This window comes from Pseudomonas sp. Ant30-3 (genome assembly GCF_000690905.1).
In the GTDB taxonomy this organism is placed as follows: Bacteria; Pseudomonadota; Gammaproteobacteria; order Pseudomonadales; family Pseudomonadaceae; genus Aquipseudomonas.
In genome coordinates, this window is sequence record NZ_JMCL01000109.1 from 36,524 (window position 1) to 60,606 (window position 24,083).

A 24,083-nucleotide genomic window follows, 5' to 3' on the forward strand; every position below is an offset into this window, starting at 1 on the left:
GGAGCCTTGCGGCCAACCGGAAAACCGAACCAGAGTGACTGGGATTCAAATCAGGGTTATTCGAACACTTGCCGCCGCCGGGACTGAAGGTCATCCGGGGCCTGCGAACGCCCGAGCGGGGCATGCTAGCACAGATGAACGGTCATCGCGGCAACGGGGAATCCAGCGAGGCCAATCTACGGTTTTTATGCCAGAGTGCTGAACTTGATCGCCGCTTTACCCCTCAGATAACAAGACATTGACCCACAAGGAGCATCCCAGCATGCATCTGAAACGTTTATTCGCCGTCATCGCCCCCGTCGTTCTGCTGCTGCCGCTGGCCGCTCACGCCGATTGGCCCAAGGGCGAGCGCGAGAAGTACATGACTCAGTGCACTACGGCTGCCACTCCACAGATCGGCGCGGCAGCGGCGAAAGCTCACTGCGCATGCGGTGCTGATGCGATCAAGTCTTACCCGGCTGCAGATATTCAGGCTTTGATGGACAATAAGGCCACCCCGGAACTGCAGCAGAAAGCATTGGGTCAGATCGCCAAATGCAAAGCCGATGTCCCCGCGAAAAAATGAGAAAAGAGACGCTCTGAACAGGTCGCAGGCCGATAAAAAGCCCTGGATTTGAGACTTTTCACACGATTTACGCAGGTCTTTCAGCTTTTTTTATCGTCTTTACTTTCGGCTGAAAGCCTTGTAAAACGGGGCTTCCAGCTACACCCAGCAACAAAGAATGCGTTGGTGAGGGTCAAACAGCACGTCCGGGGGGGTCCCAAATCGAACATTTCGACTATGATACCCCGGTGTGCCCAGTTGGCCTGAGCAACACAGTACTGAAAAAATATATGTTTCTTGGAGATACACCATGTCTAATCGCCAAACCGGCACCGTTAAATGGTTCAACGATGAAAAAGGCTTCGGCTTCATCACTCCTCAAGGTGGCGGTGACGACCTGTTCGTACACTTCAAAGCTATCGAAAGCGACGGTTTCAAAAGCCTGAAAGAAGGCCAAACCGTTTCCTTCGTGGCTGAGAAAGGCCAAAAGGGTATGCAAGCTGCACAAGTCCGCGCAGAGTAATTTTCTGCCGCACTAAAAAAACCCCGTCCATGTGACGGGGTTTTTTATGTCCGATACAAAAGCCGGAACAATCAGCCGCAGTTGACGCGAGTGACGATCTGACTGGCGTCGGTGTTCAGGTTCAGACGATCGGAACGGTATTCCAGCGTCACCATGTCAGACGGCATCAGGAACCGTGCATTCTGCGCACCTGCGCGGGTGCGAGCCTGTTCCAGCAATTCGGGCGAAGCCTTTTTGCCTAGGGTGAATTCCGCAGCCTTTGCCTCACAACGGCTATGACCGGCATCAGTCGTCGTGACAGGGTCCGGTGCCGTCTCGGTAGACGTGCTGCTGCAACCAGCCAGCAGCGTTGCCGCCAGCAAAGTACCCAATGACGCGAGCTTCCAAGGCATGAAGCCTCCTATTTCGTTAATTAAACTGAGATCGTGCGACCGCCGATCCGGCGTTTCGTTTCAAGAAGAGTGCTAGCACTCTGCCTACGAATCGAAGAATCCGCGAGTTTGCCTGAGCAGAATGCCCCGTCCATCCTTCAATCGTGACTGGATATGAACAGGCTCAATACACGTCGATGTAGTCGAAGGGCGGATTCGGCCAGTTCTCTTTGAGCGCGTTAAAAATCTGCATGACCCAGACTTCGTCACTGGCTGCGACACGCCCGACATACCCCGAGCCTTTGGCCCACGTCTCAAGTCGAAACAAAAGCCCGTCGATGTCAGTACCGCCCACGGTGCCGGACGAGATATAGGCAATGCCGCCTTTGGTGACTCGCAGCTGCGTATGCTCATCGTCGCTGGCAGAGGCCAGCAACTGACGCACCGCTTCAAGGGTCAGGCCGTCCGGAGTGTTCAAATCGATCTGCACAACGTGATCCTTCGGAAATCATCAAAGACCAAGTGTCGCATAGCCCTTCTCTCATGCCTAAGTCGGAGTGCCAAAAGCCCTGCAAAATGGTTAACTCGCACCCAGACTTTTCCATATTCACGAGCGCCATCATGACCATCGTAAGTATCGACGCCGACATCAAGGCCAAGTGGCCACAAGGACATAGCTCCTATAGCCCGGGCAGCCCGGAAGAGTTGGCAATCATTGGTATCGATCTATTGGTCAAGGAACTGGGCACCGAAGCGGCCCAGTCATTTATTGCGCAGGTATTTGAGAAGTACCTCGTCGAATATATGGACATGGTGCATCCAGGCAAGGAATAAAACCCGCAGGCGGTTGCCTGCGGGTCTGACGCTTACTTCAATCGCGCCAAGCGCTGGGTCAGCAGATCGAAAAAGCCCTGCGCATCACCGTTCTCCACCCAGAAAGCGTTCTTCGGCGCTTTCAAGCCGTCATACCAGTCGACAACGGTCTGACCAAACGTCGGCCCTTCGCGACTGTCGACCACCACGTTTACCGAGCGCCCGGTAAACAGCTCCGGCTTGAGCAGATACGCAACCACCGTGGCGTCATGGACCGGGCCACCCGGAAGACCGTAGTGTTCCATGTCACCTTTGACGTACTCGTTGAGAATCCCGCTGACCAATTTGCTTGCGTTGTTATTCAGCGCAGCAATCTGCTTCAGACGGGTTTCGCTGGTAAGGATCTTGTGCGTCACGTCCAATGGCAGATAGGTAAGTTTGACCCCGCTTTTCAGCACGACTTCAGCTGCCTGCGGATCGGCGAACAGGTTGAATTCGGCCACCGGAGTGATGTTGCCACCATTGAAGTGCGCACCGCCCATGATCACCACTTCCTTGATGCCCTGAACGATCTCGGGCTCTTGAATCAGCGCCAGGGCCAGGTTGGTTTGCGGGCCGAGCATGGCGATAGTGATGCTGTGTGGCTTGGCAGTCTTCAATGTGTCGATCAGATAATTGACTGCACTGCCCTGCTCAAGACCCTTCTTCGGCTCGTGGACCGCTACCCCCGACAAGCCTTCCTTACCGTGAATGTTCTCTGCGTAGATCGGCGTGCGCATCAACGGCCTGGGCGCGCCGGCGTACACCGGAACATCTTCACGCCCCGCCCACTCACGAGCCAGGCGTGCATTACGCGATGTCTTGTCGAGGCGCACATTGCCGGCAACGGTGGTCAACGCACGGATATTCAACTCTTCCGGCGACGCCAGCGCGAACAGCAATGCGACCACATCGTCAGCACCGGGATCGGTGTCGATGATCAGATCGATTTTTTCCGCCGCGTGGACGCTGGTTGCGCTAATCAGGGACAAAAGCAGGAAACTCCGAAGCAGTTGGGGCAGTTTTTTAGCATAGCGGTGCATGGCGCACTCCTTGTGCGTGGGAAAACCAGGAAGAAACAGCCGATCAGAACGTTACCCCAGCCACTAGAACAATGTTGCAGTACGGCTGACATTCGCCTGTACGAACAATCGCCCGTGCTTGTCGGCTAAGGACCTTGAATTGGTCGTGGCTGAGCAACTCACGTCGCCCCAGCGCTCCCTCGGCATCCAATGCATCCAGCGTCGTCAGCGCAGAGGGTTTCTTTTGCAGAATTTCTTCGGCGAGCACATGGCTCTCGACCTGCATCTCGCTGAGCACCACGTTCAGGGTGCTGACGAAATCCGGGATGCCGTGGGTCAGCGCCAGATCGATCAGCTCGACACCCGGCGGCACTGGCAGTCCGGCATCGCCGATCACGACCATGTCGCCATGGCCAAGCGAGGCGATCAGCCGTGACAGTGCGACATTGAGCAGAGGAGTTTTTTTCATGATGCTGTGAATGCCTTAACGTCTTTCAAGGTGGGTATCGAAGGTTGAGCCCCTGAGCGAGTCACAGACAGCGCGGCGGCGACCTGACCGAAACGGATCGCTTCGGCCTCGCTCTGGCCGGCGGACAGCGCTGCTGCGAAACCGCCGACGAAGGTGTCCCCAGCCGCAGTGGTATCGACCGCCTTCACCTTCGGCGCCGGGAAATGCTCAAAACTTTGCCCGTTGGCAAACAGCGAACCCTGCGACCCAAGGGTGATGATGACCTTGCTAGCGCCCATGGCGATCAGACGGGTCGCCGCCATTTCAGCGGTTTCCAGTGAGTCCACCGGCAATCCGCTCAGGGCAGAGGCTTCGCTTTCATTGGGAATCAGGTAATCGATGGCCGCGTACCAGTCTGACGGCAGCGGACGACTGGCCGGAGCGGGATTGAGGATCACGGTTTTACCCAGTTCCCGGCCGCGCTTGAGCGCGTGGCCCACTGTCGCATCGGGCACTTCCAGCTGACAGATAATCACGTCCGACGCCTGCAATACCGCATCGAAATGATCGATCACGTCTGCCGTCAGCGCACCGTTCGCGCCGGCCACGATGACAATCGCGTTCTGACTGTTATCGTCGACCACGATCAAGGCCACACCGCTGGCACCTTCCACGGTGCTGACGGCCTGACAATCAATGTTGTCGGCCAACAGCGACTCGCGCAATTCGTTGCCGTAGGCATCGCTGCCGACACAACCGACCATCGAAACCTGCGCACCGAGGCGCGCTGCGGCAACGGCCTGGTTCGCACCTTTGCCACCGGAGACGGTGGTAAAAGATTGGCCAATCAGCGTCTCACCGCCCCGGGGCAGACGTGAAGCCCGGGTCACCAGGTCCATGTTCAGGCTGCCTATCACCACTACTTTTGCTGACATACATTGCTACTCATCAATTCGGTTTCAGCGGGTCTGGTTACTGGTTCAGCGAATTTGGGCAGACAGGCCGGCGAGCGGCGCGGTCGATTCCCGCAAAACGATACTGGGCGTGACGATCCGCTGATCGGTAGGCAAAGTCGGGTTGGCGATCCGGCGCAAAAGCACTTCGGCCGCCATTTCCCCCAACTGCACAATGGACTGGCCGACGGTGGTCAGCGCCGGATACACATAACGGCTCATCTGGATGTCATCGAAACCGATGACCGACAATTCATTTGGCACACGAATGTTGCGCTCGGCAGCCGCGCGCAATACACCTATGCCGATCATGTCGTTGCCGGCGAAGATGGCGCTGGGCGGCTCCTTCTCCAACAGAATCGCGGCGGCGTTGTAACCGCCGGTACTGGTGAAGTCACTCTCGAACATGCGCCCGCGAGACACTTCGACGCCCGCCTCGGTCAAGGCGCGGCAATAACCAGCCAGACGCATCTGCGCGACGCTGGTGCTGGCCGGGCCGCCAATCGTGGCGATGTCCCGGTGACCCAGTTCCAGCAGATGGCGGGTCGCCAGATAGGCACCGAATTCGTGATCGATGCGCACCAGGTCCGCATCGAGCCCTTCCAGCCCTCGGTCGACAATAACCATCGGCGTACGCACGCCGGCGAGGCCTTCCGCCAAACCGCCATCACCGCCCGCCGAAGCCACGATCAGACCGTCGATGCGCTTTTCCAGCAACACACGCAAATAACTGCGCTGCTTGTCCGGGTTGTCATCGGAGTTGCAGAGGATCACGCAGTAACCGTTGCGTTCGCAGTAATCCTCAATGCCTCGTGCCAGTTCGGCAAAATACGGGTTGAGACTGTTTGGCACCAGCAGTCCGATGGTCGCCGTGGTTTTCGCTTTCAGCGAACGAGCCACCGCACTGGGCACGTAGTCGAGCGTCTTGATGGCCGCTTCGACCTTGATCCGCACCTCTTCACTGACCGGGCGCGTCTTGTTCACCACGTGGGAAACCGTCGTGTAGGAAATCCCCGCGAGTGCTGCCACATCCTTGATTGTTGCCATGACTCAGGTCCGCCGGCTTGCGCGCTGACTGCGATAGGTGTCGAGCACTACGGCAATCACAATAACCGCGCCGGTGATGATGCGCTTGGTCGGTTCAGTTGCACCGATCTGCGCCAGGCCGGCTGCCAGTACGGAGATAATCAGGACGCCAAAAAACGTGCTGATCACCGAGCCGCGCCCACCCATCAGACTCGTGCCGCCAATCACCACGGCGGCAATGACCTGCAGCTCCAGACCGGAACCGGCATTCGGGTCCGCCGCTTCCAGGCGCGAAATCTGAAACAGCGCGGCGATACCGGCCAGCAGCCCCATCAGACTGAATACCAGAATCTTGTAGGGCTTTGGATTGATCCCCGCCAGACGCACGGCCTCTTCGTTGGTGCCGATGCCGATCAGGTAACGGCCGAACACCGTGCGGGTCAACACGGCCTGGGCAATGAAGATGATCAGCAACGCAATGATGAAAGACGGCGAAATGCCGAAAGCGATCGGGTTGGACAGCCAGGCGAATGCATCACCGATGTAGGCGGTGCGCGAGCCGGTCATTTGATAAGCCACGCCACGGGCCATTTCCAGCACGCCGAGCGACACGATAAATGAAGGGATGCGCCACGCCACCGTGATCGAACCGGTGATGGTCCCGGCCAATGCCGCCGCTGCCATGCCCAACAGCGCTGCCGGCAGAACGCTCCAGCCCCAGCCGAGAATCGCTACACTCACCGTCGACGCGGCGAGCGCCAGCACCGAGCCTACCGAGAGGTCGATGCCGCCGATGATCAACACGAAGGTCATGCCCACCGCCAGCACCATCAAATCCGGAATCTGGTTGGCCAGGGTGCTGAACGTATCGTAAGAGAAGAAATGGCTGCTCAAGGCAGAGAACAGCGCGATCATCGCCAGCAAGGCACCGGCCAGGCCGAGGTAGGTGCCGAGGCCGTAAAAGTTGCCACTACGTTTGCCGACAGACGTTGCAGTTTTCATGAAAAATCCCTAGGCGCTGCTTCGTTGAGCAACGCATCACGTTTTTGGTAGCCGGCAAACGCGGCTGCAAGCAAGTCATCCTGGGTCCAGCTATCGCGCTCGAAGGTCTCGATCAGGCGCCCCGCCGACAACACGCCGATGCGGTCGCAGATCAGCATCAGTTCACGCAAGTCGCTGGAGACCACGACCAACGCTTTACCCTGCCGCGTCAGCTCGCCCAGCAAAGCATAAATGTCGAATTTGGCACCGACGTCGATGCCTCGGGTGGGCTCGTCAAACAACATCACCGAGCAATCGCGCTCCAGCCATCGACCAATGACGACTTTTTGCTGATTGCCGCCGGACAGTTCTGACACGAGTTGCGTCGGACTGGAACTGCGGATGCGCATGGCGTCTATCTGACGCTGAGCCAGAGACACTTCCTCACCGTCATTGACGAACCCGGCGCTGGATATCACCGGCATGTTGCCCAAGGCAATGTTGGCACTGATCGATTGGGTCAGCAGCAGGCCCTCGCCTTTGCGGTCTTCGGTGATCAGGGCAATGCCATGCGCCACCGCGTCTGACGGTGATCGAATGCTCACCACGCGCGCCGGCGAACCCAGCGCCACGGTGCCGCTGTCCGCCACATCGGCGCCGAAAATCAGGCGCAACAGTTCTGTGCGCCCTGCCCCGATCAAGCCGGAAATTCCGTAGATTTCCCCGGCGCGCACTTCAAAAGACACATCGCGAACCTTGTCGGACCTGCTAAGGCCAGTGACCGTCAAGGCGGGTGCACCGATATTGCGCGCTCCCATGTCAATGTGTTCGCCCAGCTCCCGGCCGACCATCAGCGTGACCAGTTGCTCACTGCTGTAATTGGCCATCGGTTCGACGCAGACCAGATTGCCGTCGCGCAGCACCGCGATGCGCTGGGCCACTCGCGCCAATTCTTCGAGACGGTGCGAGATATAAATGATCGACACGCCACGCGCTTGCAGACGGGTGATTTGCTCGAAAAGCATCTCGACTTCACGGGCCGTCAGCATCGCAGTAGGTTCGTCGAGAATCAGCACGTGGCAATCGCCGATCAGGTTGCGGGCAATCTCGACCATTTGCTGATGACCGATACCCAACTCACCGACAAGGGTATCCGGATCAATCGCGTCGAGCCCGACCTGAGCCATGGCCTCAATGGCCGCCTTGCGTAATTGCTTGCGACTGATCCAGCCCGCGTTGCTGGGCAGATTATCAAGGAACAGGTTCTCGGCCACCGACAGAGTCGGCAGCAGATTGAGTTCCTGCATGACCATCCGAATACCAAGGTCTTCAGCCTGGGTGCGACTGCCAGGACGATAATCCTGCCCCTGAAACTGCATCTGGCCAGTGGTCGGTGCGACCAGCCCGCCGATGATTTTTGACAGCGTACTTTTACCGGCACCGTTTTCGCCGGTCAGCGCCAGCACTTCGCCGCGCATCAGCGTCAAATCAATACCCGTCAGGACAGGTTGAGCATAGGTCTTGCCGATGCCGCTGACCGAGAGGACAGCGATCGGAGCGGAAACTGACATAAAAAAATCTCCATGCGCTCGACCGGTCGGACGAGCGCCGTTGTGTCGCCAGAAGGACTACTTGGTAACCAGCTCGACCGGAGTTTCAATCACGCCGTTGGTACCGCTGTCGACCTTCTCGCCCTTGATGATTTTCAATGCCGTTTCAATGCCGAACACCGCTTGTTTTGCAGCGAACTGGTCCGCCGTGGCCAGGACCCGGCCATCTTTCAACATCGGTTTGATTGCATTGATGTTGTCGTAGCCGACCACTTGCACCTTGCCGGCTTTCCCCGCCGCGCGCACCGCCGAAACGGCACCTACCGCCATGCTGTCGTTACCGGCCAGCAGCGCCTTGATGTTCGGGTATTCGCTCAACATGGAGGAGGCAACCTGATTGCCCTTGTTGATTTCCCAGTCGCCGGACTGCAGCGACACGACCTTGATCTGCGCCGCTTCCATCGCATCTTTGAAGCCTGCGGTGCGGGCCTGCGCGTTGGTCGTAGTGGAAACACCTTCAATGATGCCGACTTCGTCACCCGCCTTGAGCTGTTTGGCCAGGTACTCGCCGACCAGACGCGCGCCTTTGCGGTTGTCCGGGCCCACGAACGGAACGGTGATGTTTTTGCTTTTGACCACCGCTGGATCCAGCTGGTTATCGATGTTGATCACGGTGATGCCGGCGTCCACAGCCTTTTTGATCACAGGCACCATCGCCTTCGAGTCGGCGGGTGCGATGACCAGGGCGTTAACTTTGGAAACGATCATTTGTTCAACAATGCGGATCTGGTTGGCGGTGTCTGTTTCGTCCTTGATGCCGTTTGAGATCAGGTCGAATTCGCCGGAGTGTTCTTTCTGATAAGCCTTGGCGCCATCTTCCATGGTCAGGAAAAATTCGTTGGCCAGTGATTTCATGACCAGTGCGACTTTAGGTTTTTCCGGGGATTCGGCGAATGCCGAGGAGAAAGGCATGGCAGCGGATGCGGCAGCCAGCATAGCGACAGCAAGAAGACGTCCAGCGAATGGCAGCTTCATGGGTTCACTCCGATCTTATGATTATTTTTTTGGCAACGCATTGCGCTGACGTCACCGTTGCGGTCGATACTACCGCCGGAAAGGTTGCCGCGCAAACGTTTGCGTTGATCGAACTATGCGAACCCTACAGATAATTGTCAACCGCCGAACGGCCATTCATACACGCCGATTATGCGGTGGTACTAACCAGCCCTCCCGACCCACCGCCCTTGGCCAATTCCTTGATCAAGCTGGCAGTCACCTGCGCCAATGCGCCATTTGTCTCGACAATCTGGCCTTGCATCGACATCACGGCCGTCGCCTTGGCTTCCTCTGTCGGGTAAGCCGCGGCCTGCGCAGCGGCCAACTGCTGCTGTTGTTCGCGTAACTGCTGCTGCAGTTCCTGCATGCGTTTGAGCAGTACTTTAACGGCAATGCTTTGAGTGCTTCCACTCTCTTCCCTGGCTTCTGCAGGTGCGCCGCCACCCGTACGAACCTGATTCGAATCACCCTCTTTTTCTTCACCCAGGACCAGTGCCGAGGTTTGATCGGCGGACTCGTTCAACGCATTGATGGTGGCCGTGGACTTGCCACCGATGGTGACAGCAGCCGGATTGGGAAAACCTACGGAAAACGACATGTGAGCTCCTGAGAAAAGATCCTTTGAAGGGACATCGACCGTCCCGCGAGTTTCTTTAACTTCCATTTGCTCAGTGAGTGAAAACCAGGTGAAAGCACACACGAGTTCTGCCGGGAACCCGAACGCTAATACGTTGTGTAGTCGGAATACCGGACGACAGGAATACAGCACTGTAATTTCACAATCTGGTTTAGTGATAAATATCATCAACTTGGAGGCTTTTCTCAGTCCTGCGTATGACTGGTACAGATCCTGCTCTCTATGATTAGCCTCAGGCTTTCAGATCAGCTTGAGGCACTTCCAAAAGAAAACTGCGTCAGCACCATCTAACAATTAAAGAGATAAAAATAATGACAGCTGCTTTCAGATCCCTCGTTCCGGGCACTTTGGCCCTCCTCCTGCTATTACCCTCCGCCCTTCAGGCGAAAGAAGTCGAGACACAACAAAAGCTGGCCAATGTGGTGATTCTCGCCACGGGCGGCACCATCGCCGGTGCGGGCGCCAGCGCTGCAAACAGTGCCACCTACCAAGCGGCGAAAGTCGGCATCGAACAATTGATCGCCGGGGTCCCGGAACTGAGCCAAGTGGCCAACGTTCGCGGCGAGCAGGTCATGCAAATCGCGTCGGAGAGCATTACCAACGACAACCTGCTGCAACTGGGTCGCCGCGTGGCCGAACTGGCGGATAGCGCTGATGTGGATGGCATCGTCATCACCCACGGCACCGACACGCTGGAAGAAACTGCGTACTTTTTGAACCTAGTGGAAAAAACCGACAAGCCAATCATCGTCGTCGGCTCGATGCGTCCAGGCACTGCAATGTCGGCGGACGGCATGCTGAACCTTTACAACGCAGTGGCCGTGGCCGGCAGCAAGGAGGCCCGCGGCAAAGGCGTTCTGGTGACCATGAACGATGAAATCCAGTCGGGTCGCGATGTCAGCAAAATGATCAACATCAAGACCGAGGCATTCAAAAGTGCCTGGGGTCCGCTTGGCATGGTCGTTGAAGGCAAGTCTTACTGGTTCCGGTTGCCGGCCAAGCGCCACACCATGGATTCTGAATTCGACATCAAGCAGATCAAGACTCTGCCGAACGTAGAAATAGCCTATTCCTACGGCAACGTCAGCGACACGGCTTACAAAGCGCTCGCTCAGTCCGGCGCCAAAGCCATCATCCACGCCGGTACCGGTAATGGCTCAGTGTCCTCGCGCGTTGTGCCAAGCCTGCAAGCCCTGCGCAAAGACGGCGTACAAATCATTCGCTCTTCTCACGTAAACGCTGGCGGTTTCGTACTGCGCAATGCCGAACAGCCGGATGACAAATACGACTGGGTTGTCGCTCACGACCTCAACCCGCAAAAAGCTCGGATCCTGGCCATGGTTGCACTGACCAAGACCAGCGACAGCAAAGAGCTGCAGCGGATGTTCTGGGAATACTGATCTGACCCCCCCGGCTGAGCTCAGTCGGACATCGCTGCATCCACTCGCCAGTTCTGGCGAGTGGCTCGTTTTACTCCGACAAATTTAATTCCCCCGTCCTACACAAAATGGCAAAAATCGCTGTCAGAGGATTTTCTTGAATCTTAAGCAGTTGCGAAAATGCCTACAGTTAAATACTGTATGCACGTACAGCTTAATAAGGATAATCCTGTGGCCATCGCTCCCGCCTCACCCGACGCCTTTGAACTCATGGGCATTCGCGTCCAGAAAATCATCAATTCTCCAACCGCTCAAAAAGCCAAAGCCGCACTGATCTTCCGTCTTCCGGACGAACCGGTGGCGGATTGGGAGCGCCTGCTCGAAGAGATTGATGAGAACGACAACGTCACCCTCGCTTACCGCGACGATGGCGGCGTGCAGATTTTCTGGGTTGTGCCGAAGGAAGATTGAGTCAATGAGTGTCCGTTGTTTTGTTTTGCTGTTGCTGTTGCTGTTGTTCACCACGGTTGCTCAGGCAGATGCACCCCGCACCTTCAACGAAGCCAAGAAAGTCGCCTGGAAGCTCTATGCGCCGCAATCCACCGAGTTTTATTGCGGATGCAAGTACACCGGCAACAAGGTCAACCTGTCGGCCTGCGGCTACGTCCCGCGAAAAAACGCCAAACGCGCTTCCCGAATTGAATGGGAACATATCGTCCCGGCCTGGCAAATCGGGCATCAGCGTCAGTGCTGGCAACAGGGCGGACGCAAAAACTGCACACGTCATGACCCGGTCTATCAGAAAGCCGAAGCAGATCTGCACAATCTGGTGCCGAGCATCGGAGAAGTGAACGGCGACCGCAGCAATTTCAGCTTTGGCTGGCTACCGGAGCAGCCGGGCCAGTATGGATCTTGCCTGACTCAGGTGGATTTCAAGGCGAAGAAGGTGATGCCGCGGCCTTCGATTCGCGGCATGATCGCCCGGACATATTTCTACATGAGCAAACAATATGGCCTGCGGCTGTCGAAACAGGATCGGCAATTGTATGAAGCCTGGAGCAAGACTTATCCCGTTCAGGCGTGGGAACGGCAGCGCAATCAGAGCGTGGCTTGTGTGATGGGACGCGCCAATGAATTTGTCGGCCCGGTAGACATGAAAGCGTGTGGTTGACTGTTCGCGAAATGCAAAGGCCTCGGGTTTCATTACCCGAGGCCTTTTTTTATGCGTGATCGCGCCGGCGATCAAGCCTTACTGAATCAGCGGGTGCTCGATAACCAGCACTTCGATGTTCTGCTTCTTCGCCTTCTTGAGTGCTGCGAGCACCTCTGCCTGTTTGGCCTCTGCTTCGGCTTTCGATGCATAGGGCCCCATCAGAATCCGCGTTTTACCCTCCTCCCTGATCACGCTGGAGACGTAACTGTGCTCGATCAGCCATCCGCTAAGGTCGCTGACCGCCTGGGTTATCTCGCCGCGCACTTCGAGGTGCCATTGAGGCGCAGCGGCCGGTGCAGACGTCGCCTCCGCTGCCGGCTTGGGCTTGGGCGCATCGGTATTCTTGCCTTCGCCACATGCCGCCAGTGCCAGTACTGCGATTACCAAGGCCAATTTGCGCACTACGCTTCCCTCTGAATACTGAAAAAGGGGATTTTACCATCCATGAATACTTCCTGAGTGCCGCAAAATGGGCTCAAAACAACGAGAATGATGGGTGCGGCCTCTGTATAGTTACGCCTTGGGAATTAATGCAGCATCTGCGCGTCAGAAAGAGGCACCCAAACCGTGAAGCTTCGCACTAATCTATACATACCACCGACCTCTGCACTGTTCGAATCAGGTGCCCTACAAAGAAATCAAGGAGAAGACCATGCTGATACTCACCCGCAAAGTCGGTGAAAGCATAAATATTGGCGACGACATTACGATCACCATTTTGGGCGTAAGTGGCCAGCAAGTCAGAATCGGCATCAACGCCCCAAAGGACGTAGCTGTCCATCGCGAAGAAATTTATCAGCGCATTCAGGCAGGTTTGACCGCCCCGGACAAACCACAGTCCTGAATTCTGCTGCAATCAGTAGCCAGCCCGTTCACCTCCTGAGCTCCGGCTGGCTAAGATTCGAGTGTCACCCTCCCCGCCTGACCCTCCGCTGATTCTATCGACCTGCTCGACGAGTTGGCTGTCAGACGCTTCGCATTCATCCAGAGAAAAGTGCGACAGTAGCTGACAAGACTTTATTCCCCCCCCAAAAAATGTTTTCAGGCAAATGCTCACTGGTAAACCGCTCAGCGATGGCAATATCATGGTGCCACTGGCGTTCAACCAAGGGCGCCAGAGGACAATCATTTAAAAGGGAATTCACTTGAAAGACATCGTCATCAGCGTCAACAACGCCGTCATGTACATTCTGCTGGCAATCATCGTGATTACCTCAGTAGTCGGCATGTTCGTTCAGGGCTTCTGGTCCGGTGTCGGCGCGTTCATCCTGGGTACTCTGGTGTGGTGCGTCATTTCGGGCTTCTGGTTTGTCCAGTCGGCGACGTACGAAGAACTGCGCAAGTTGAACGCGAAGTAAGCTGAATTCGGTTAAAGGAATTGACCGGAAATCGATTCATCAGAAGTACTGGTGAAGCGAAGGCCTGCTCCAGGGCAGGCCGTTACAGGCTCGCAAGAACTACGACATTTCAGATCGCTGCGTAAATCAAGCAGCAGTTGGCGAAGCTTGCGTAGGACCGCGTCATTGAACAAACGCCACTCCCCTCGCCATACCTGTCGCCGCCACAATCATCAACATCATCAGTAGCGCCTGAACGTGGCAGATCCGCGCGAACACCTTCGCACGAACGGTATCGATAGGCGCGCCTCGCCCCAGCGCGATCCGCCATTTGATCAGCGTCGCCATCGGTGCGATTTCCAACAGGAGGATGAGGACTAACAGCGTCATCTTCAGATGAAACAGCGGTTGATGAAGGTAGTAGTCGGCGCCCTTTTCGTACCCGGCAAAAGCCCGCATCCCACCTGTGACCAGCAGCAACAGCGCTGAAATCCCCCACAGATTATCCGCGCCCAACACGCTGCGAGCCTCGCCCACCCCGGTGGCGAGACGCCGAAACGCTGCGCCACGCGTCAGCACCGCCCAAAAGCCGAGCGCTAATGCCAAGAGGTGAATCGCGGCGAGAGACCAATGAACATACATCGAGAGACTCCCATCAGATCATCGTTGGGTGAGCCTGAAAGTAGTAGTCCATGAATGCACTGTTCGCCCGCCCGCTCAAGTAGAGAGCGACACTAAAAAAATGAATTTGCCCGTTGTCCTGCCGGTCAAGAATTATGAACGCAGTAATCTGGCGAGGTAACAGCAATGACAATCGAAGCAGAGACACTCGTGCAACTGACCGAAGCGCTTCAGCAGTGCGGCCTGACCCTGGTCTCGGACGTGAACTTCACCCGAGCACCTTACCGACACGATCATCGCTGGGTTTGCATTCTGGCGGAATGATTGATCTGCCGACGGCAGCGCTGAATGCGCCTGCCGTCGGCGCCCTTTTCGCTCGTTCGCAAGTGCCCGCACAGTATCGAGTGTGCAAGTTATCCACCCGCAGATTTTCGGGCGCCAGTAAATCGCAGACAACAAAAAAAGGCCCACCTTTCGGTGAGCCTTTCTAGACCGCCCAGCAGAGCGGATTTTGTTTGGTAGGCGCGATTGGACTCGAATCCACGACCTCACCATGTCAAGTTCTGCCAGTGATTACCAAGCACACGTTGTTTGGCTCTAGCTTGGGAATTACCGAAATCGATCACACGTGAATTTGTTATGGGCATTGACGCTCCTCTAGGGCTTGGCCAAATCCCACTGACAAACCTTCAACCGCTCTACATCAGTGCCACTCTCTTTGCGCATATCAATATTGCCGTCTGCATCGAGGAAGATGTCGGTATCAGGCCACTTCGGTTTGATACTGATGCAGTGCCAGCGGCCTTCCTCGCTACGCCACGAAAACTCCATAAAAAACTCGTCGTCCGGGGCGACGAGTCCTTTGTCACTAACGCTGCTACCGGGCGAAAACCGGCCCCTGTATATCTGATCCTTGACGTTCCAGATATAAAGCAACTCTTCCCGGCCATCCTTCGAATAGTGGACAGTCGCACTTGGCAAGGCGCTACGCCATAGGACAAACACCAATATCGGCAACGCCGGGATCCATAACCATCGAATGTACGGTCGCCGAGATTTAGTTGCAGACGTGGACACTAGCACCATCCCCCCAATTTTCCGGTGTAACAGCAAGCACCTCATCCATGACCATCTTGGCAGTTATTCCACCATCGGGATGTTGATTGGCGAGCTTGACGCCGATACTGATGGAGAGTCGATCGGCCACATCATCCCATGATCGGAAATCAGTCCACGGACTAGCTGTAGGATGGGGACCTGGTAGCTTCCATTCTGCTATGGGCTTCGTCAGCACCTCATCTCCCTTCCTTATACTATCTGAGACAATTTGCTCGGCTCCTGCACCATCCAGAAGAACGCTTTCAGAGATTCCGCCTATGATTCCAACGTACCCGTAATGGATGTTTGACCATATGTCGTAGTAGTAGTCGTACTTTCCTTGTTTGTGTCGCACGCCTGGGAAGAGCTTACGGAGTTTCGGCTTGTGGTCCCACTCCATACCCTGCCCCACTTTTTTTGTCCAAATTGCCGCCGCCGCGACCTTCTGTGCTTTCGCGATATCGCCAAAATTTGGCCGCCCCCCCATGCGAGCAAGCAGCGGTAGTTCCAAGAACTGTTTCGCCGCAACGTCGGGATCGTAGTCAATGAGCCGTCTCATCTTCAACACAGCCGGGTCGTGGATGTTACGGTTCATCTCGCCTGCAATGTAGTTCGCCAGTGGCTCCATCTGGTCAGGATGATTACATACGACAGGTTCCGCTTTCTCAGCACCCCGTTTTGCGGGCGGAGAGCCAGGGTCGACAAGCGCATTAGCGGCCACTGCTTTCTCTTCCAGTTTCGGATCGGCGAGCAATGTAGCCATCTTTCCTTCGTCAACCGTGCCGTCTGGACGAATCGCCCCCAGTGCCATGAAGTTGATTATGGTTGCACCACCAGCGTCGCCCATAACAAAGCCACCACCGACATCGCCTGACCCGGTGATGATCGTTCCGCCATGACTCGTAGGGCTTCCCATGTGGGCCATAGGACGCCCATTCACTTGAATCGAGGGAAACCCGGTTGTGATGACAGCGCCACAGCCACAGGTATCGCCAACACGTGCAGCACCCATGAAGTTGATGTTTGTGTCGGCAGAGGCAGAGGCAACCGGGGTGGTGCCATGGCCGGGCATAGGGCAGACATGCTTGTCACCCAGTCGTGCAGAGGAAATCATGAATCGTCCTTGAATTGCTGTAAGGAATACCAGCTGTAACTGGGGCAGAATTACTTTACCGGGACGCTCAGGTGCTGCTGCAGGACAAAATCCCAAACCTTCACTGACAACTCCCTGTGTTCCGTGTCACTTGCCGAGAAGCGGAGGATACCCGGTTGTGGGAGCGCATTAAATGGTGGCGACTGGCTAATGATCGCGTCAAAAGCCATTCGCTCCGCAGTCTGTCAAACGCCTTGAAAGGCACATCCGACTGGATGCTCTAAACCTGATACTCAAACAGATAAAGCAGCTCCCTGCTGGGTAGACTTCCCCCATGTTTTTTTAAGAAATTGTCGCGCAGCACCAGCCGCACCTGATCTCATTCGATCGTTTATAAGTGCACCTTTTGCTTCAAATATTAATAAATGCCTTGAAACAAGAACAACTAGATCAGACTCAACCCGCTCCTCTTTACTCCTAAACCAATATCCAGAAGATACATGTTTTGCTGACGGGAAAGCCTCAAGAAGTATGCGTCCAGTTTCTCGCTCAGCGAACCAGCCACGTATTTTTTCGAGCTTTATTTTCGCATCTGAATTATTATTCAAGATCGTCAGCAATGATGAAAATGGAAGACTCATTAGAGTTAGAAGACAGTAGATCGAATAACTACCATCTGCCTTAACGAATGGACGAGCAGCGATAGGATTGAATCGACATAACCCATCGAACCCTTCAATCCCGCTCAGCGTAGATAAGCTCAACTTATCCAAAATACTGACAGCAAAATCGCAATCAAAATCTGAGCTCACGACCCAGTCAGGATCAAGCTTAAACATGTTCTTTACTGCATCATCTTCAACAAGATTTGTGAGATAATTCCTAAGCGAATCATTACTGACCGACTTCCATCCGCCTACAACCTGTTCAGCACCGACAAACTTGGAGTATCGTGCAATTTCGCTTATGAGTCGCTTTCGACTATAGCCATACATCTCAACCCAAAGACCGTAGAAGACTTGAAACCTACCCCATATAGTTTTTCTAATAAGTACCAATAGCTTGCCAGCATTTGCGAAATCGCCTGTTCGCAAATAGCGATTATCATACTCTGATGTAATCTCAACAATCATTCTATCAAAGAAATCATCACCGTATGGATTGCGATAATAGGCAATATGGCTATCTGCGAGTGCCTCGATAGGCGACTGCCCTTTTCTCTTATTACTAGTCGATGCAGCATAATTCTGCTTCATTAGCTCCAACCAAAACTCACCAACTTTATCACGAGGAAGCGCTTCCTTAGGGCTCTCCCCCTCACAACCAAGCAGCAAAGCCTGCAACACTTCAAGATCAGCGTGTTCAGGATAGCTGGATGTATGCCCCTCTTTCATGATAGCTTTCATAAAGCTATAGAGCGCAGTAAGACCTAAAGCATCGTGCAGCTCATAACTTTTTATACTCTTAAGAAACTCATTCGTTGTAGCTAGCGTTTCCGAAATTCTGCCGTCCTTTAAGATGTCTTTTTGCCAGTCAGCGATCATATGTTCGGGGATAGAATCGGTACTCAGGAATGTCACGTTCCCTGGCATTTGAAAAGCAATTTTTTCGGGCATCCTTACCTCTGTTCAGTTGATCAAGTTTGATTACACTCAACGTCTGCGCTGAAGATAACAGAGGTAAGGATAAGAGCAACATTTTTAATCGAGTTACTCCGGTACCCAGCGAACTGGACATACACGACAAGCGGATGACACTGCCGGGTAGGCACACACCTATCGTTTCTCTAAATACCAGCACCAAAGCACCGCTGGCTAGTATACCGACACTGCCCACCCCAGCGATGCAAACTAAAAATGGTCATCATCACACTACCAATGTAGAGCTTCTTTAGGTATACGGTGTAGGCAGCATAGCTAATTTAGCTGAACGCCAATGTTGTAAATATATACACACAAACAACTTATTGCTCTCACGGCAACATTAGTAAAACCGCCTCCCCTTTACGAAGACCAAGCACAACAAGGACTTACCACTTACAAAATCAACATAATACTATACATACAACTAGCCATTAGCTCCTTTCTTTTTGATCGACGTAGAAACTCGCCCCTCACGGATTTAACTAGGCTCTTCACACATACAATTATAAAACAATAATTACAACAAATAAATTTTTGTTTAAAGCAAAGCTATTGATGTGCTACCCTTTGCAGAGACACAGACTAACGTACCGCGCACCGAAAGCATAAACAAGCTCACAGAGAGAAACCCATGACAAGTCGTAAAGCCTCTCCAGCAAAAAAAAATATTACAAAATCGGTTTGCTTTTTCAACAATAAAGGCGGCGTTGGGAAGACCACTCTTGTTGCAAACTTAGCCGCTGAGCTTGGATTAAACCACGCAAAAAAAGTACTGGTTATAGATGCAGACCCACAGTGTAATTTGACTCAGTATGTACTTTCCGACGATGAATTCCTCGACACTTATAGCTCCAAAGACCCTCAGTCGATATACAGTGTCATTCATCCGCTATCGACAGGTAAGGGCTATAAAACAACGCTACCAATTAAAACTATCGACGAATTTGGTTTCGACGTAATAATTGGAGATCCACGCCTGGCACTAAAAGAGGACCTTCTTGCTCAAGACTGGCGTGATGCGAAAGCAGGTGGTATCAGGGGGCTTCGTACAACTCTAGTATTTCACAACTTGATTGAGCAAGCTCAATCTTATGACTATATTTTCTTCGATATGGGCCCATCATTAGGAGCAATCAATAGAGCAATTCTATTAGCCGTGGATTTCTTCCTGGTACCTATGTCAATTGATATTTTCTCGAGCTGGGCTTTAAAGAATATTGGAGAAGCCGTAAAAGTATGGGAAAAAGACCTAACATTTGGCATGAAGAACTCTGAGGACCCAAATGAAGTTCCGGATATTGAGCGTAAGCGCCTTCTGTTTTTAGGTTATGTTACCCAGCAGCATAAAGAGCGCCGCGAAAAAGCGGGCAGTACGAGGATTGTCGAAGCTTACGATCAAATAAGTAAAAAGCTGCCTGGCGTAGTATCACAACACTTAAGTTATTTTTATCCTACATCGCTACAGACACATTTAGGAGAAATCAAACATCTCGCTAGCCTCGCTCCAAAATCACAAACCCTGCATCAACCAATGATCAACGTCAAAGCGAAAGGTAGTTATACAGTCACAAGAAAACAAGCGAGAGACATCTATACAGCACTTGCGCTACGTTTTATGGAAAATATGGACATACTGATCAAAGAGGCCGCAAAGGAGAAGAGGTAATGGCCCTATTTAACCCCGACCTGGTAAACGACTTAGCTCAAAAAAAGGCCGCTATATTTGTGGGCGCTGGCGTAAGTGCGGGAGTCGTTACGAACGGTGGAACCAGAATAAAAGTCTGGAGTAAGTTCCTTCTTGACGCAGCAAACAAGCTAACTGACAAAAAAATCAAAACACATGCCGTGAAGCTAATCAATCAAAAAGACTATCTGATGGCTTGTGAAATGATCAGTAGAGGGGTCGGAGTAGATGAATGGAAGAAATTATTATTGGCTGAATACGATCAAATTGGATCTCCGACAGACCTTCAAAAAACAATAATGGAACTAAAACAACGTCTGGTTCTTACGACAAACTTTGACCGGTATCTTGAAGCAGCATGGTTAGCTACCAATCCTGAAGCAACACACCATCACAGGGTCGTCAAGGAAATCGATGATGACTCATTTCAAGCATTTCGAGACGCGCAGGACTATTTATTTAAAATTCATGGCTCGATCGATGATATAGATACAATAATTTTCACAAAAAAAGACTACTCAGAAAAAGCATATGGCAACTGGGCATACTCTAAATTTATAGAAACAATATTGCTAACGCACACTGTACTTTTTGTCGGTTTCTCACTAGCCGATCCTGCAATAGCTCAAATTATCGAAAACTACGCACACAACATTCCTAGCGCCAGACCACATTACATCTTCCTCTCTGGCAAACCATCCGAAAAGTATATTGAAATCAATAAAGACCTGCGAAAGATTTTCATCATGCCCTACAGCGACAAAAATAATCATGCAGAATTGACTCAGAAATTTCAGAGCCTGTTAGCAGAGGTCAACATTAGACGAAGAGAATTGAGTATTAAAGCAATCAAAAATTTAACTCCCGACGAAAACGTCGCGTAACGTATTTGGTGGGAATTTTTAGAGACCAGCCACATTGAAAATTTACTTTCCTCTTCGCCCCCCTTAGTAGTAAGTCAACTCTTAATGTGGACGAATACGTGACAAAGCTGCGGCGGATGTTTAGCCTCAAACCAAGGTTCGATTAAAACGTCATACTAGAAGCGCCTTAGGGCATGATGACAGTAGCGACAATTATTCATATTAGCTCGCCTTACCATTAGCAGGCTAAAACCGAAAACTTAAATCCATAGAATGGTCTTTCTTCTAGGCTTTTAGCATCCCATTTTCGACAAGCGCAATCTACGGCTTATGACTGGAATGCCCCCCACACGTGCAGGCGCCCTCTCTGCCTCACACTCCAACACGCCTCGACAAATTTCAGCCATAACCCGCCGCAATCGTTCCTATTCTAAATACTGCACCGCTCACTCATTTGATCTGGCCCTCCACACGCAAGTCACCCCAGCTTGGTTTATAAGTCTGTCGAACGGTTGGCCTCGCGACGTAGTCCTTAGCAGAGCTTGTAAAGGCAGCACTTGAGCGGTTCTTCACAAGAGGAAACGACTGCACACTCATGATCAAATTACCTTCCAATGCACACACCAACCTCTGTATGCACGCGATAAACCGCGACCCACATGGGCTTCAAGATTTATGTGCTTTAGGTGCGACCGGGAGTTTAGTTTCTGGTCGAATGAGTCTGCTAACATCCGCAAAGTCGGGTGGATACAGGTGAGAAAATGCAGGCAGACAACGTGAAATCGATCTCAAAATTGAAGACCCCCAGAAAGATTCTTGGGTGGCTGCTCGCGACAATTGCAGCAGTACCCATAACAAAGTGGGTTGAATCTCAACTGAGCTTGTCGTTTTTTAGCCCCGTAATCTCAGGGCTTTGGGATTTTCTAATAGATATCCTCGGCTGGCTAGCCCAGCCGGTTACCGTGCCGCTCTGGACACTCTTAGCAGTGTCCACGATTGCATTGCTCACGACAGGAGGCTTCATCTGGGCAGTAGTCGATGCGAATAATCAGCTTGATGCTGCTGATGCAGAAATAGATGCTACCAATGGGAAAATTGGTGAATTGATGAATCCACCAAAGCCCGGTCTAACGGATAACGCTCATGACGTGGTGATGTGCGTTGCAGGACTCACTATCCGCAATATGAACGCCTTTCCTATTGTGTTAACTGATCGCTTAGGTCTTGATCGCCTACAGGTAGCGACCGCACTGGATGAGCTTGAGTATCAAGCCCTAATCGAACATAACGGCACCGTAGAACTCACCCGACAAGGTCGCGTGTATGTGCAACTTCCTAAGAGCCTCAAACGCAGCCAAGCTTTAGGCAAACAATTAAATCACCGCGACATTTAACCACAAGCAAGAACGTCGATTTCGCGTTCACATTGCCCAATGTGAACGAACCCTATATTTTGTGAATGTTCTGCTTGAATTTAAGGCAACAAAAAAGGCCCACCTTTCGGTGAGCCTTTCTAGACCGCCCAGCAGAGCGGATTTTGTTTGGTAGGCGCGATTGGACTCGAACCAACGACCCCCACCATGTCAAGGTGGTGCTCTAACCAACTGAGCTACGTGCCTGCTGTGAGGCGGCATTCTACGGAATTCCGAAGGGGTGTCAACACCTTTTTTTGAGCTAACCCTATGAATATGCAAAATATTTAATTTCGCCGTTGCGACGAAGATTTTCCGCCAGCTGGCGGTCGATTTTTAACTCGGGTAGGATCGACGCACTCGTAAAATATATTAAACAGAGGCTGCCGGATGGCGAACGTTTCCTACCCAGAGTCCTATTACGCGGCCTCGGCCAATGCGGTGCCGCCGCGCCCGGCGTTGCACAGCGACATCGAGACGGATGTGTGCGTGATTGGCGCCGGTTACACAGGGCTGTCTTCTGCCCTGTTTCTGCTGGAAAACGGTTTCAAGGTGACCGTGCTGGAAGCCGCGAAAGTGGGCTTCGGGGCTTCGGGCCGCAACGGCGGTCAGATCGTTAACAGTTACAGCCGCGACATCGATGTCATTGAGCGCACGGTCGGCCCCCGGCAGGCTCAACTGCTGGGCGAGATGGCGTTCGAGGGCGGCCGCATCATTCGCGAGCGCGTCGCCAAATATAATATCCAGTGCGACCTGAAAGACGGCGGCGTGTTTGCTGCGATCACTGCCAGGCAGATGGGCCATCTCGAATCCCAGAAGCGTTTGTGGGAACGCTTCGGTCATACGCAGCTGGAGCTGATGGATCAACAGCGCGTCCGTGAAGTGGTGAGCTGCGATCATTACGTGGGCGGCCTGCTCGACATGAGTGGCGGTCACATCCACCCGTTGAACCTGGCACTGGGCGAAGCGGCTGCCGTGGAGTCGCTGGGTGGCACTATTTATGAGCAGTCACCGGCGGTGCGTATCGAGCGCGGCGCGAACCCGGTGGTGCATACACCGCAGGGTAAGGTCAGGGCCAAGTTCATCATCGTTGCCGGCAACGCCTACCTTGGCAATCTGGTGCCGGAACTGGCCGCGAAGTCGATGCCTTGCGGCACTCAGGTGATTACCACCGAGCCGCTGGGCGATGCTTTGGCAAAGAGTCTGTTGCCGCAGGATTACTGCGTTGAAGACTGCAACTACCTGCTCGACTATTACCGTCTGACGGGTGACAAACGCCTGGTTTTCGGCGGCGGCGTCGTTTACGGCGCGCGGGATCCGGCGAACATCGAAGCGATCATCCGGCCGAAAATGCTCAAGGCGTTCCCGCAGCTTAAAGACGTGAAGATTGATTACGCCTGGACCGGCAATTTCCTGCTGACGCTGTCGCGTCTTCCGCAGGTCGGACGGTTGGGGGACAATATTTATTATTCTCAAGGCTGCAGCGGTCACGGCGTGACGTATACGCACCTGGCCGGCAAAGTGCTGGCGGAAGCGTTGCGTGGGCAGGCTGAGCGATTTGATGCGTTTGCTGACCTGCCTCATTACCCGTTTCCAGGCGGGCAGATGTTGCGCACACCCTTTGCGGCGCTGGGCGCCTGGTATTACGGGTTGCGGGACAGGCTGGGGTTTTGAGGGCTGGATAAGGAAAGGGCCGCTTGATGCGGCCCTATTTTATGGCATACGGGGAGCTCGATGTGGGAGCAAAGCTTGCTTGCGAAGGCGGTGTGTCAATCCA

General features: G+C 53.6%; 28 protein-coding genes and 1 tRNA gene. 13 read left to right on the plus strand and 16 right to left on the minus strand.

All coding sequences use genetic code 11. The features are described from left to right. The first annotated feature begins 262 nt into the window (after nucleotides 1-262). Both DU29_RS0124205 and DU29_RS0124210 read left to right on the plus strand, forming a co-directional pair. On the plus strand, nucleotides 263-565 hold the full coding sequence (locus DU29_RS0124205; protein WP_028624036.1) for a hypothetical protein: 303 nt from the start codon (nucleotides 263-265) through the stop codon (nucleotides 563-565). 289 nt (nucleotides 566-854) lie between these two features. Next, nucleotides 855-1,067: a cold-shock protein gene (locus tag DU29_RS0124210; protein WP_007905882.1), complete on the plus strand. Its 213-nt coding sequence runs from the start codon at nucleotides 855-857 to the stop codon at nucleotides 1,065-1,067. A 71-nt stretch (nucleotides 1,068-1,138) separates the two neighbouring features. Here DU29_RS0124210 and DU29_RS0124215 read toward each other — a convergent pair whose 3' ends face one another. Both DU29_RS0124215 and DU29_RS0124220 read right to left on the minus strand, forming a co-directional pair. Then, entirely contained in the window at nucleotides 1,139-1,459 is a 321-nt protein-coding gene (locus DU29_RS0124215) for an I78 family peptidase inhibitor (RefSeq protein WP_028624037.1), read from the minus strand. 163 nt (nucleotides 1,460-1,622) lie between these two features. Next, complete coding sequence (locus DU29_RS0124220) at nucleotides 1,623-1,928, minus strand: hypothetical protein (RefSeq protein WP_028624038.1); 306 nt, start codon at nucleotides 1,926-1,928, stop codon at nucleotides 1,623-1,625. 131 nt (nucleotides 1,929-2,059) lie between these two features. Between DU29_RS0124220 and DU29_RS0124225 the strand changes: the two genes are divergently transcribed. Further along, a complete protein-coding gene (locus tag DU29_RS0124225; protein WP_028624039.1) occupies nucleotides 2,060-2,272 on the plus strand; it encodes a hypothetical protein in 213 nt (70 codons plus the stop codon). A 32-nt stretch (nucleotides 2,273-2,304) separates the two neighbouring features. Here the strand turns inward: DU29_RS0124225 and DU29_RS0124230 are convergent, their stop codons facing one another. The 8 genes from DU29_RS0124230 to DU29_RS0124265 all read right to left on the minus strand — a co-directional run bounded on the left by DU29_RS0124230 (nucleotide 2,305) and on the right by DU29_RS0124265 (nucleotide 9,924). Then, nucleotides 2,305-3,333, minus strand: coding sequence for a nucleoside hydrolase (locus DU29_RS0124230; RefSeq protein ID WP_028624040.1), 1,029 nt, complete (start codon nucleotides 3,331-3,333; stop codon nucleotides 2,305-2,307). 43 nt (nucleotides 3,334-3,376) lie between these two features. Beyond that, nucleotides 3,377-3,781 carry a D-ribose pyranase gene (gene rbsD, locus DU29_RS0124235; RefSeq protein WP_028624041.1) on the minus strand — a complete coding sequence of 135 codons (405 nt, stop codon included), beginning with the start codon at nucleotides 3,779-3,781 and terminating at the stop codon, nucleotides 3,377-3,379. Next, nucleotides 3,778-4,695 carry a ribokinase gene (gene rbsK / locus DU29_RS0124240; RefSeq protein WP_028624042.1) on the minus strand — a complete coding sequence of 306 codons (918 nt, stop codon included), beginning with the start codon at nucleotides 4,693-4,695 and terminating at the stop codon, nucleotides 3,778-3,780. Before rbsK ends, rbsD begins: the two co-directional genes overlap by 4 nt. A gap of 45 nt (nucleotides 4,696-4,740) precedes the next feature. Continuing rightward, nucleotides 4,741-5,760 carry a LacI family DNA-binding transcriptional regulator gene (locus DU29_RS0124245; RefSeq protein ID WP_028624043.1) on the minus strand — a complete coding sequence of 340 codons (1,020 nt, stop codon included), beginning with the start codon at nucleotides 5,758-5,760 and terminating at the stop codon, nucleotides 4,741-4,743. A 3-nt stretch (nucleotides 5,761-5,763) separates the two neighbouring features. Further along, nucleotides 5,764-6,741, minus strand: a complete 978-nt coding sequence (locus DU29_RS0124250; RefSeq protein ID WP_028624044.1) for an ABC transporter permease — start codon at nucleotides 6,739-6,741, stop codon at nucleotides 5,764-5,766. Further along, entirely contained in the window at nucleotides 6,738-8,291 is a 1,554-nt protein-coding gene (locus DU29_RS0124255; protein ID WP_028624045.1) for a sugar ABC transporter ATP-binding protein, read from the minus strand. Before DU29_RS0124255 ends, DU29_RS0124250 begins: the two co-directional genes overlap by 4 nt. 57 nt (nucleotides 8,292-8,348) lie before the next feature. Next, nucleotides 8,349-9,305, minus strand: a complete 957-nt coding sequence (locus DU29_RS0124260) for a sugar ABC transporter substrate-binding protein (protein WP_028624046.1) — start codon at nucleotides 9,303-9,305, stop codon at nucleotides 8,349-8,351. Nucleotides 9,306-9,474: 169 nt separating this feature from the next. Further along, nucleotides 9,475-9,924 (minus strand): hypothetical protein, encoded by a 450-nt coding sequence (locus tag DU29_RS0124265; protein ID WP_028624047.1) that lies wholly within the window; start codon nucleotides 9,922-9,924, stop codon nucleotides 9,475-9,477. Between the two features lie 350 nt (nucleotides 9,925-10,274). Between DU29_RS0124265 and DU29_RS0124270 the strand changes: the two genes are divergently transcribed. The 3 genes from DU29_RS0124270 (at nucleotide 10,275) to DU29_RS0124280 (ending at nucleotide 12,513) form a co-directional block, all read left to right on the plus strand. After that, complete coding sequence (locus DU29_RS0124270; RefSeq protein ID WP_028624048.1) at nucleotides 10,275-11,363, plus strand: asparaginase; 1,089 nt, start codon at nucleotides 10,275-10,277, stop codon at nucleotides 11,361-11,363. 159 nt (nucleotides 11,364-11,522) lie between these two features. Then, entirely contained in the window at nucleotides 11,523-11,813 is a 291-nt protein-coding gene (locus DU29_RS0124275; RefSeq protein WP_033050875.1) for a DUF1654 domain-containing protein, read from the plus strand. A 4-nt stretch (nucleotides 11,814-11,817) separates the two neighbouring features. Further along, nucleotides 11,818-12,513 (plus strand): endonuclease, encoded by a 696-nt coding sequence (locus DU29_RS0124280; RefSeq protein WP_028624050.1) that lies wholly within the window; start codon nucleotides 11,818-11,820, stop codon nucleotides 12,511-12,513. A 78-nt stretch (nucleotides 12,514-12,591) separates the two neighbouring features. Here the strand turns inward: DU29_RS0124280 and DU29_RS0124285 are convergent, their stop codons facing one another. Then, complete coding sequence (locus DU29_RS0124285; RefSeq protein WP_028624051.1) at nucleotides 12,592-12,957, minus strand: SPOR domain-containing protein; 366 nt, start codon at nucleotides 12,955-12,957, stop codon at nucleotides 12,592-12,594. Between the two features lie 250 nt (nucleotides 12,958-13,207). On the opposite strand from DU29_RS0124285, the gene csrA reads away from it, so the two are divergent. Further along, on the plus strand, nucleotides 13,208-13,399 hold the full coding sequence (gene csrA / locus DU29_RS0124290; RefSeq protein ID WP_008028241.1) for a carbon storage regulator CsrA: 192 nt from the start codon (nucleotides 13,208-13,210) through the stop codon (nucleotides 13,397-13,399). A gap of 301 nt (nucleotides 13,400-13,700) precedes the next feature. Beyond that, nucleotides 13,701-13,913 (plus strand): hypothetical protein, encoded by a 213-nt coding sequence (locus DU29_RS0124295; RefSeq protein WP_028624052.1) that lies wholly within the window; start codon nucleotides 13,701-13,703, stop codon nucleotides 13,911-13,913. A gap of 162 nt (nucleotides 13,914-14,075) precedes the next feature. Here DU29_RS0124295 and DU29_RS0124300 read toward each other — a convergent pair whose 3' ends face one another. Beyond that, nucleotides 14,076-14,534, minus strand: coding sequence for a DUF2214 family protein (locus DU29_RS0124300; protein WP_028624053.1), 459 nt, complete (start codon nucleotides 14,532-14,534; stop codon nucleotides 14,076-14,078). A 165-nt stretch (nucleotides 14,535-14,699) separates the two neighbouring features. Here DU29_RS0124300 and DU29_RS1000000133035 point away from each other — a divergent pair, with 165 nt between their 5' ends. Further along, the gene (locus DU29_RS1000000133035; protein WP_177326983.1) at nucleotides 14,700-14,837 is read left to right on the plus strand and encodes a hypothetical protein; all 138 of its coding nucleotides are present in this window, start codon (nucleotides 14,700-14,702) and stop codon (nucleotides 14,835-14,837) included. A 333-nt stretch (nucleotides 14,838-15,170) separates the two neighbouring features. Here DU29_RS1000000133035 and DU29_RS0124315 read toward each other — a convergent pair whose 3' ends face one another. The 3 genes from DU29_RS0124315 to DU29_RS0124330 all read right to left on the minus strand — a co-directional run bounded on the left by DU29_RS0124315 (nucleotide 15,171) and on the right by DU29_RS0124330 (nucleotide 18,320). Further along, nucleotides 15,171-15,530, minus strand: coding sequence for a hypothetical protein (locus DU29_RS0124315; RefSeq protein ID WP_028624054.1), 360 nt, complete (start codon nucleotides 15,528-15,530; stop codon nucleotides 15,171-15,173). Between the two features lie 40 nt (nucleotides 15,531-15,570). Beyond that, nucleotides 15,571-16,725 (minus strand): polymorphic toxin type 44 domain-containing protein, encoded by a 1,155-nt coding sequence (locus DU29_RS0124320; protein WP_028624055.1) that lies wholly within the window; start codon nucleotides 16,723-16,725, stop codon nucleotides 15,571-15,573. A gap of 272 nt (nucleotides 16,726-16,997) precedes the next feature. Continuing rightward, nucleotides 16,998-18,320, minus strand: coding sequence for a hypothetical protein (locus DU29_RS0124330; protein WP_028624056.1), 1,323 nt, complete (start codon nucleotides 18,318-18,320; stop codon nucleotides 16,998-17,000). A 658-nt stretch (nucleotides 18,321-18,978) separates the two neighbouring features. Here DU29_RS0124330 and DU29_RS0124335 point away from each other — a divergent pair. The 3 genes from DU29_RS0124335 (at nucleotide 18,979) to DU29_RS0124345 (ending at nucleotide 22,288) form a co-directional block, all read left to right on the plus strand. Further along, nucleotides 18,979-20,013, plus strand: a complete 1,035-nt coding sequence (locus DU29_RS0124335; protein ID WP_050483169.1) for a ParA family protein — start codon at nucleotides 18,979-18,981, stop codon at nucleotides 20,011-20,013. Next, the gene (locus DU29_RS0124340; RefSeq protein WP_028624058.1) at nucleotides 20,013-20,915 is read left to right on the plus strand and encodes an SIR2 family protein; all 903 of its coding nucleotides are present in this window, start codon (nucleotides 20,013-20,015) and stop codon (nucleotides 20,913-20,915) included. Before DU29_RS0124335 ends, DU29_RS0124340 begins: the two co-directional genes overlap by 1 nt. A 740-nt stretch (nucleotides 20,916-21,655) precedes the next feature. Further along, entirely contained in the window at nucleotides 21,656-22,288 is a 633-nt protein-coding gene (locus tag DU29_RS0124345; RefSeq protein WP_028624059.1) for a hypothetical protein, read from the plus strand. Nucleotides 22,289-22,436: 148 nt separating this feature from the next. Here the strand turns inward: DU29_RS0124345 and DU29_RS0124350 are convergent. Next, nucleotides 22,437-22,513: transfer RNA gene (locus DU29_RS0124350), tRNA-Val, on the minus strand. Between the two features lie 183 nt (nucleotides 22,514-22,696). On the opposite strand from DU29_RS0124350, the gene DU29_RS0124355 reads away from it, so the two are divergent. Beyond that, nucleotides 22,697-23,980: an NAD(P)/FAD-dependent oxidoreductase gene (locus DU29_RS0124355; protein ID WP_028624060.1), complete on the plus strand. Its 1,284-nt coding sequence runs from the start codon at nucleotides 22,697-22,699 to the stop codon at nucleotides 23,978-23,980. Nucleotides 23,981-24,083 lie beyond the last annotated feature (103 nt).

What these genes read in the sequence shown, in the direction of transcription:
- DU29_RS0124205 (WP_028624036.1), top strand. Translation starts at nt 263, where the DNA reads ATGCATCTGAAACGTTTATTCGCCGTCATCGCCCCCGTCGTTCTGCTG.
- DU29_RS0124210 (WP_007905882.1), top strand. Translation starts at nt 855, where the DNA reads ATGTCTAATCGCCAAACCGGCACCGTTAAATGGTTCAACGATGAAAAA.
- DU29_RS0124215 (WP_028624037.1), bottom strand. Translation starts at nt 1,459, where the DNA reads ATGCCTTGGAAGCTCGCGTCATTGGGTACTTTGCTGGCGGCAACGCTG.
- DU29_RS0124225 (WP_028624039.1), top strand. Translation starts at nt 2,060, where the DNA reads ATGACCATCGTAAGTATCGACGCCGACATCAAGGCCAAGTGGCCACAA.
- DU29_RS0124230 (WP_028624040.1), bottom strand. Translation starts at nt 3,333, where the DNA reads ATGCACCGCTATGCTAAAAAACTGCCCCAACTGCTTCGGAGTTTCCTG.
- rbsD (WP_028624041.1), bottom strand. Translation starts at nt 3,781, where the DNA reads ATGAAAAAAACTCCTCTGCTCAATGTCGCACTGTCACGGCTGATCGCC.
- rbsK (WP_028624042.1), bottom strand. Translation starts at nt 4,695, where the DNA reads ATGTCAGCAAAAGTAGTGGTGATAGGCAGCCTGAACATGGACCTGGTG.
- DU29_RS0124245 (WP_028624043.1), bottom strand. Translation starts at nt 5,760, where the DNA reads ATGGCAACAATCAAGGATGTGGCAGCACTCGCGGGGATTTCCTACACG.
- DU29_RS0124250 (WP_028624044.1), bottom strand. Translation starts at nt 6,741, where the DNA reads ATGAAAACTGCAACGTCTGTCGGCAAACGTAGTGGCAACTTTTACGGC.
- DU29_RS0124255 (WP_028624045.1), bottom strand. Translation starts at nt 8,291, where the DNA reads ATGTCAGTTTCCGCTCCGATCGCTGTCCTCTCGGTCAGCGGCATCGGC.
- DU29_RS0124260 (WP_028624046.1), bottom strand. Translation starts at nt 9,305, where the DNA reads ATGAAGCTGCCATTCGCTGGACGTCTTCTTGCTGTCGCTATGCTGGCT.
- DU29_RS0124265 (WP_028624047.1), bottom strand. Translation starts at nt 9,924, where the DNA reads ATGTCGTTTTCCGTAGGTTTTCCCAATCCGGCTGCTGTCACCATCGGT.
- DU29_RS0124270 (WP_028624048.1), top strand. Translation starts at nt 10,275, where the DNA reads ATGACAGCTGCTTTCAGATCCCTCGTTCCGGGCACTTTGGCCCTCCTC.
- DU29_RS0124275 (WP_033050875.1), top strand. Translation starts at nt 11,523, where the DNA reads ATGCCTACAGTTAAATACTGTATGCACGTACAGCTTAATAAGGATAAT.
- DU29_RS0124280 (WP_028624050.1), top strand. Translation starts at nt 11,818, where the DNA reads ATGAGTGTCCGTTGTTTTGTTTTGCTGTTGCTGTTGCTGTTGTTCACC.
- csrA (WP_008028241.1), top strand. Translation starts at nt 13,208, where the DNA reads ATGCTGATACTCACCCGCAAAGTCGGTGAAAGCATAAATATTGGCGAC.
- DU29_RS0124300 (WP_028624053.1), bottom strand. Translation starts at nt 14,534, where the DNA reads ATGTATGTTCATTGGTCTCTCGCCGCGATTCACCTCTTGGCATTAGCG.
- DU29_RS1000000133035 (WP_177326983.1), top strand. Translation starts at nt 14,700, where the DNA reads ATGACAATCGAAGCAGAGACACTCGTGCAACTGACCGAAGCGCTTCAG.
- DU29_RS0124320 (WP_028624055.1), bottom strand. Translation starts at nt 16,725, where the DNA reads ATGATTTCCTCTGCACGACTGGGTGACAAGCATGTCTGCCCTATGCCC.
- DU29_RS0124330 (WP_028624056.1), bottom strand. Translation starts at nt 18,320, where the DNA reads ATGCCCGAAAAAATTGCTTTTCAAATGCCAGGGAACGTGACATTCCTG.
- DU29_RS0124335 (WP_050483169.1), top strand. Translation starts at nt 18,979, where the DNA reads ATGACAAGTCGTAAAGCCTCTCCAGCAAAAAAAAATATTACAAAATCG.
- DU29_RS0124340 (WP_028624058.1), top strand. Translation starts at nt 20,013, where the DNA reads ATGGCCCTATTTAACCCCGACCTGGTAAACGACTTAGCTCAAAAAAAG.
- DU29_RS0124345 (WP_028624059.1), top strand. Translation starts at nt 21,656, where the DNA reads ATGCAGGCAGACAACGTGAAATCGATCTCAAAATTGAAGACCCCCAGA.
- DU29_RS0124355 (WP_028624060.1), top strand. Translation starts at nt 22,697, where the DNA reads ATGGCGAACGTTTCCTACCCAGAGTCCTATTACGCGGCCTCGGCCAAT.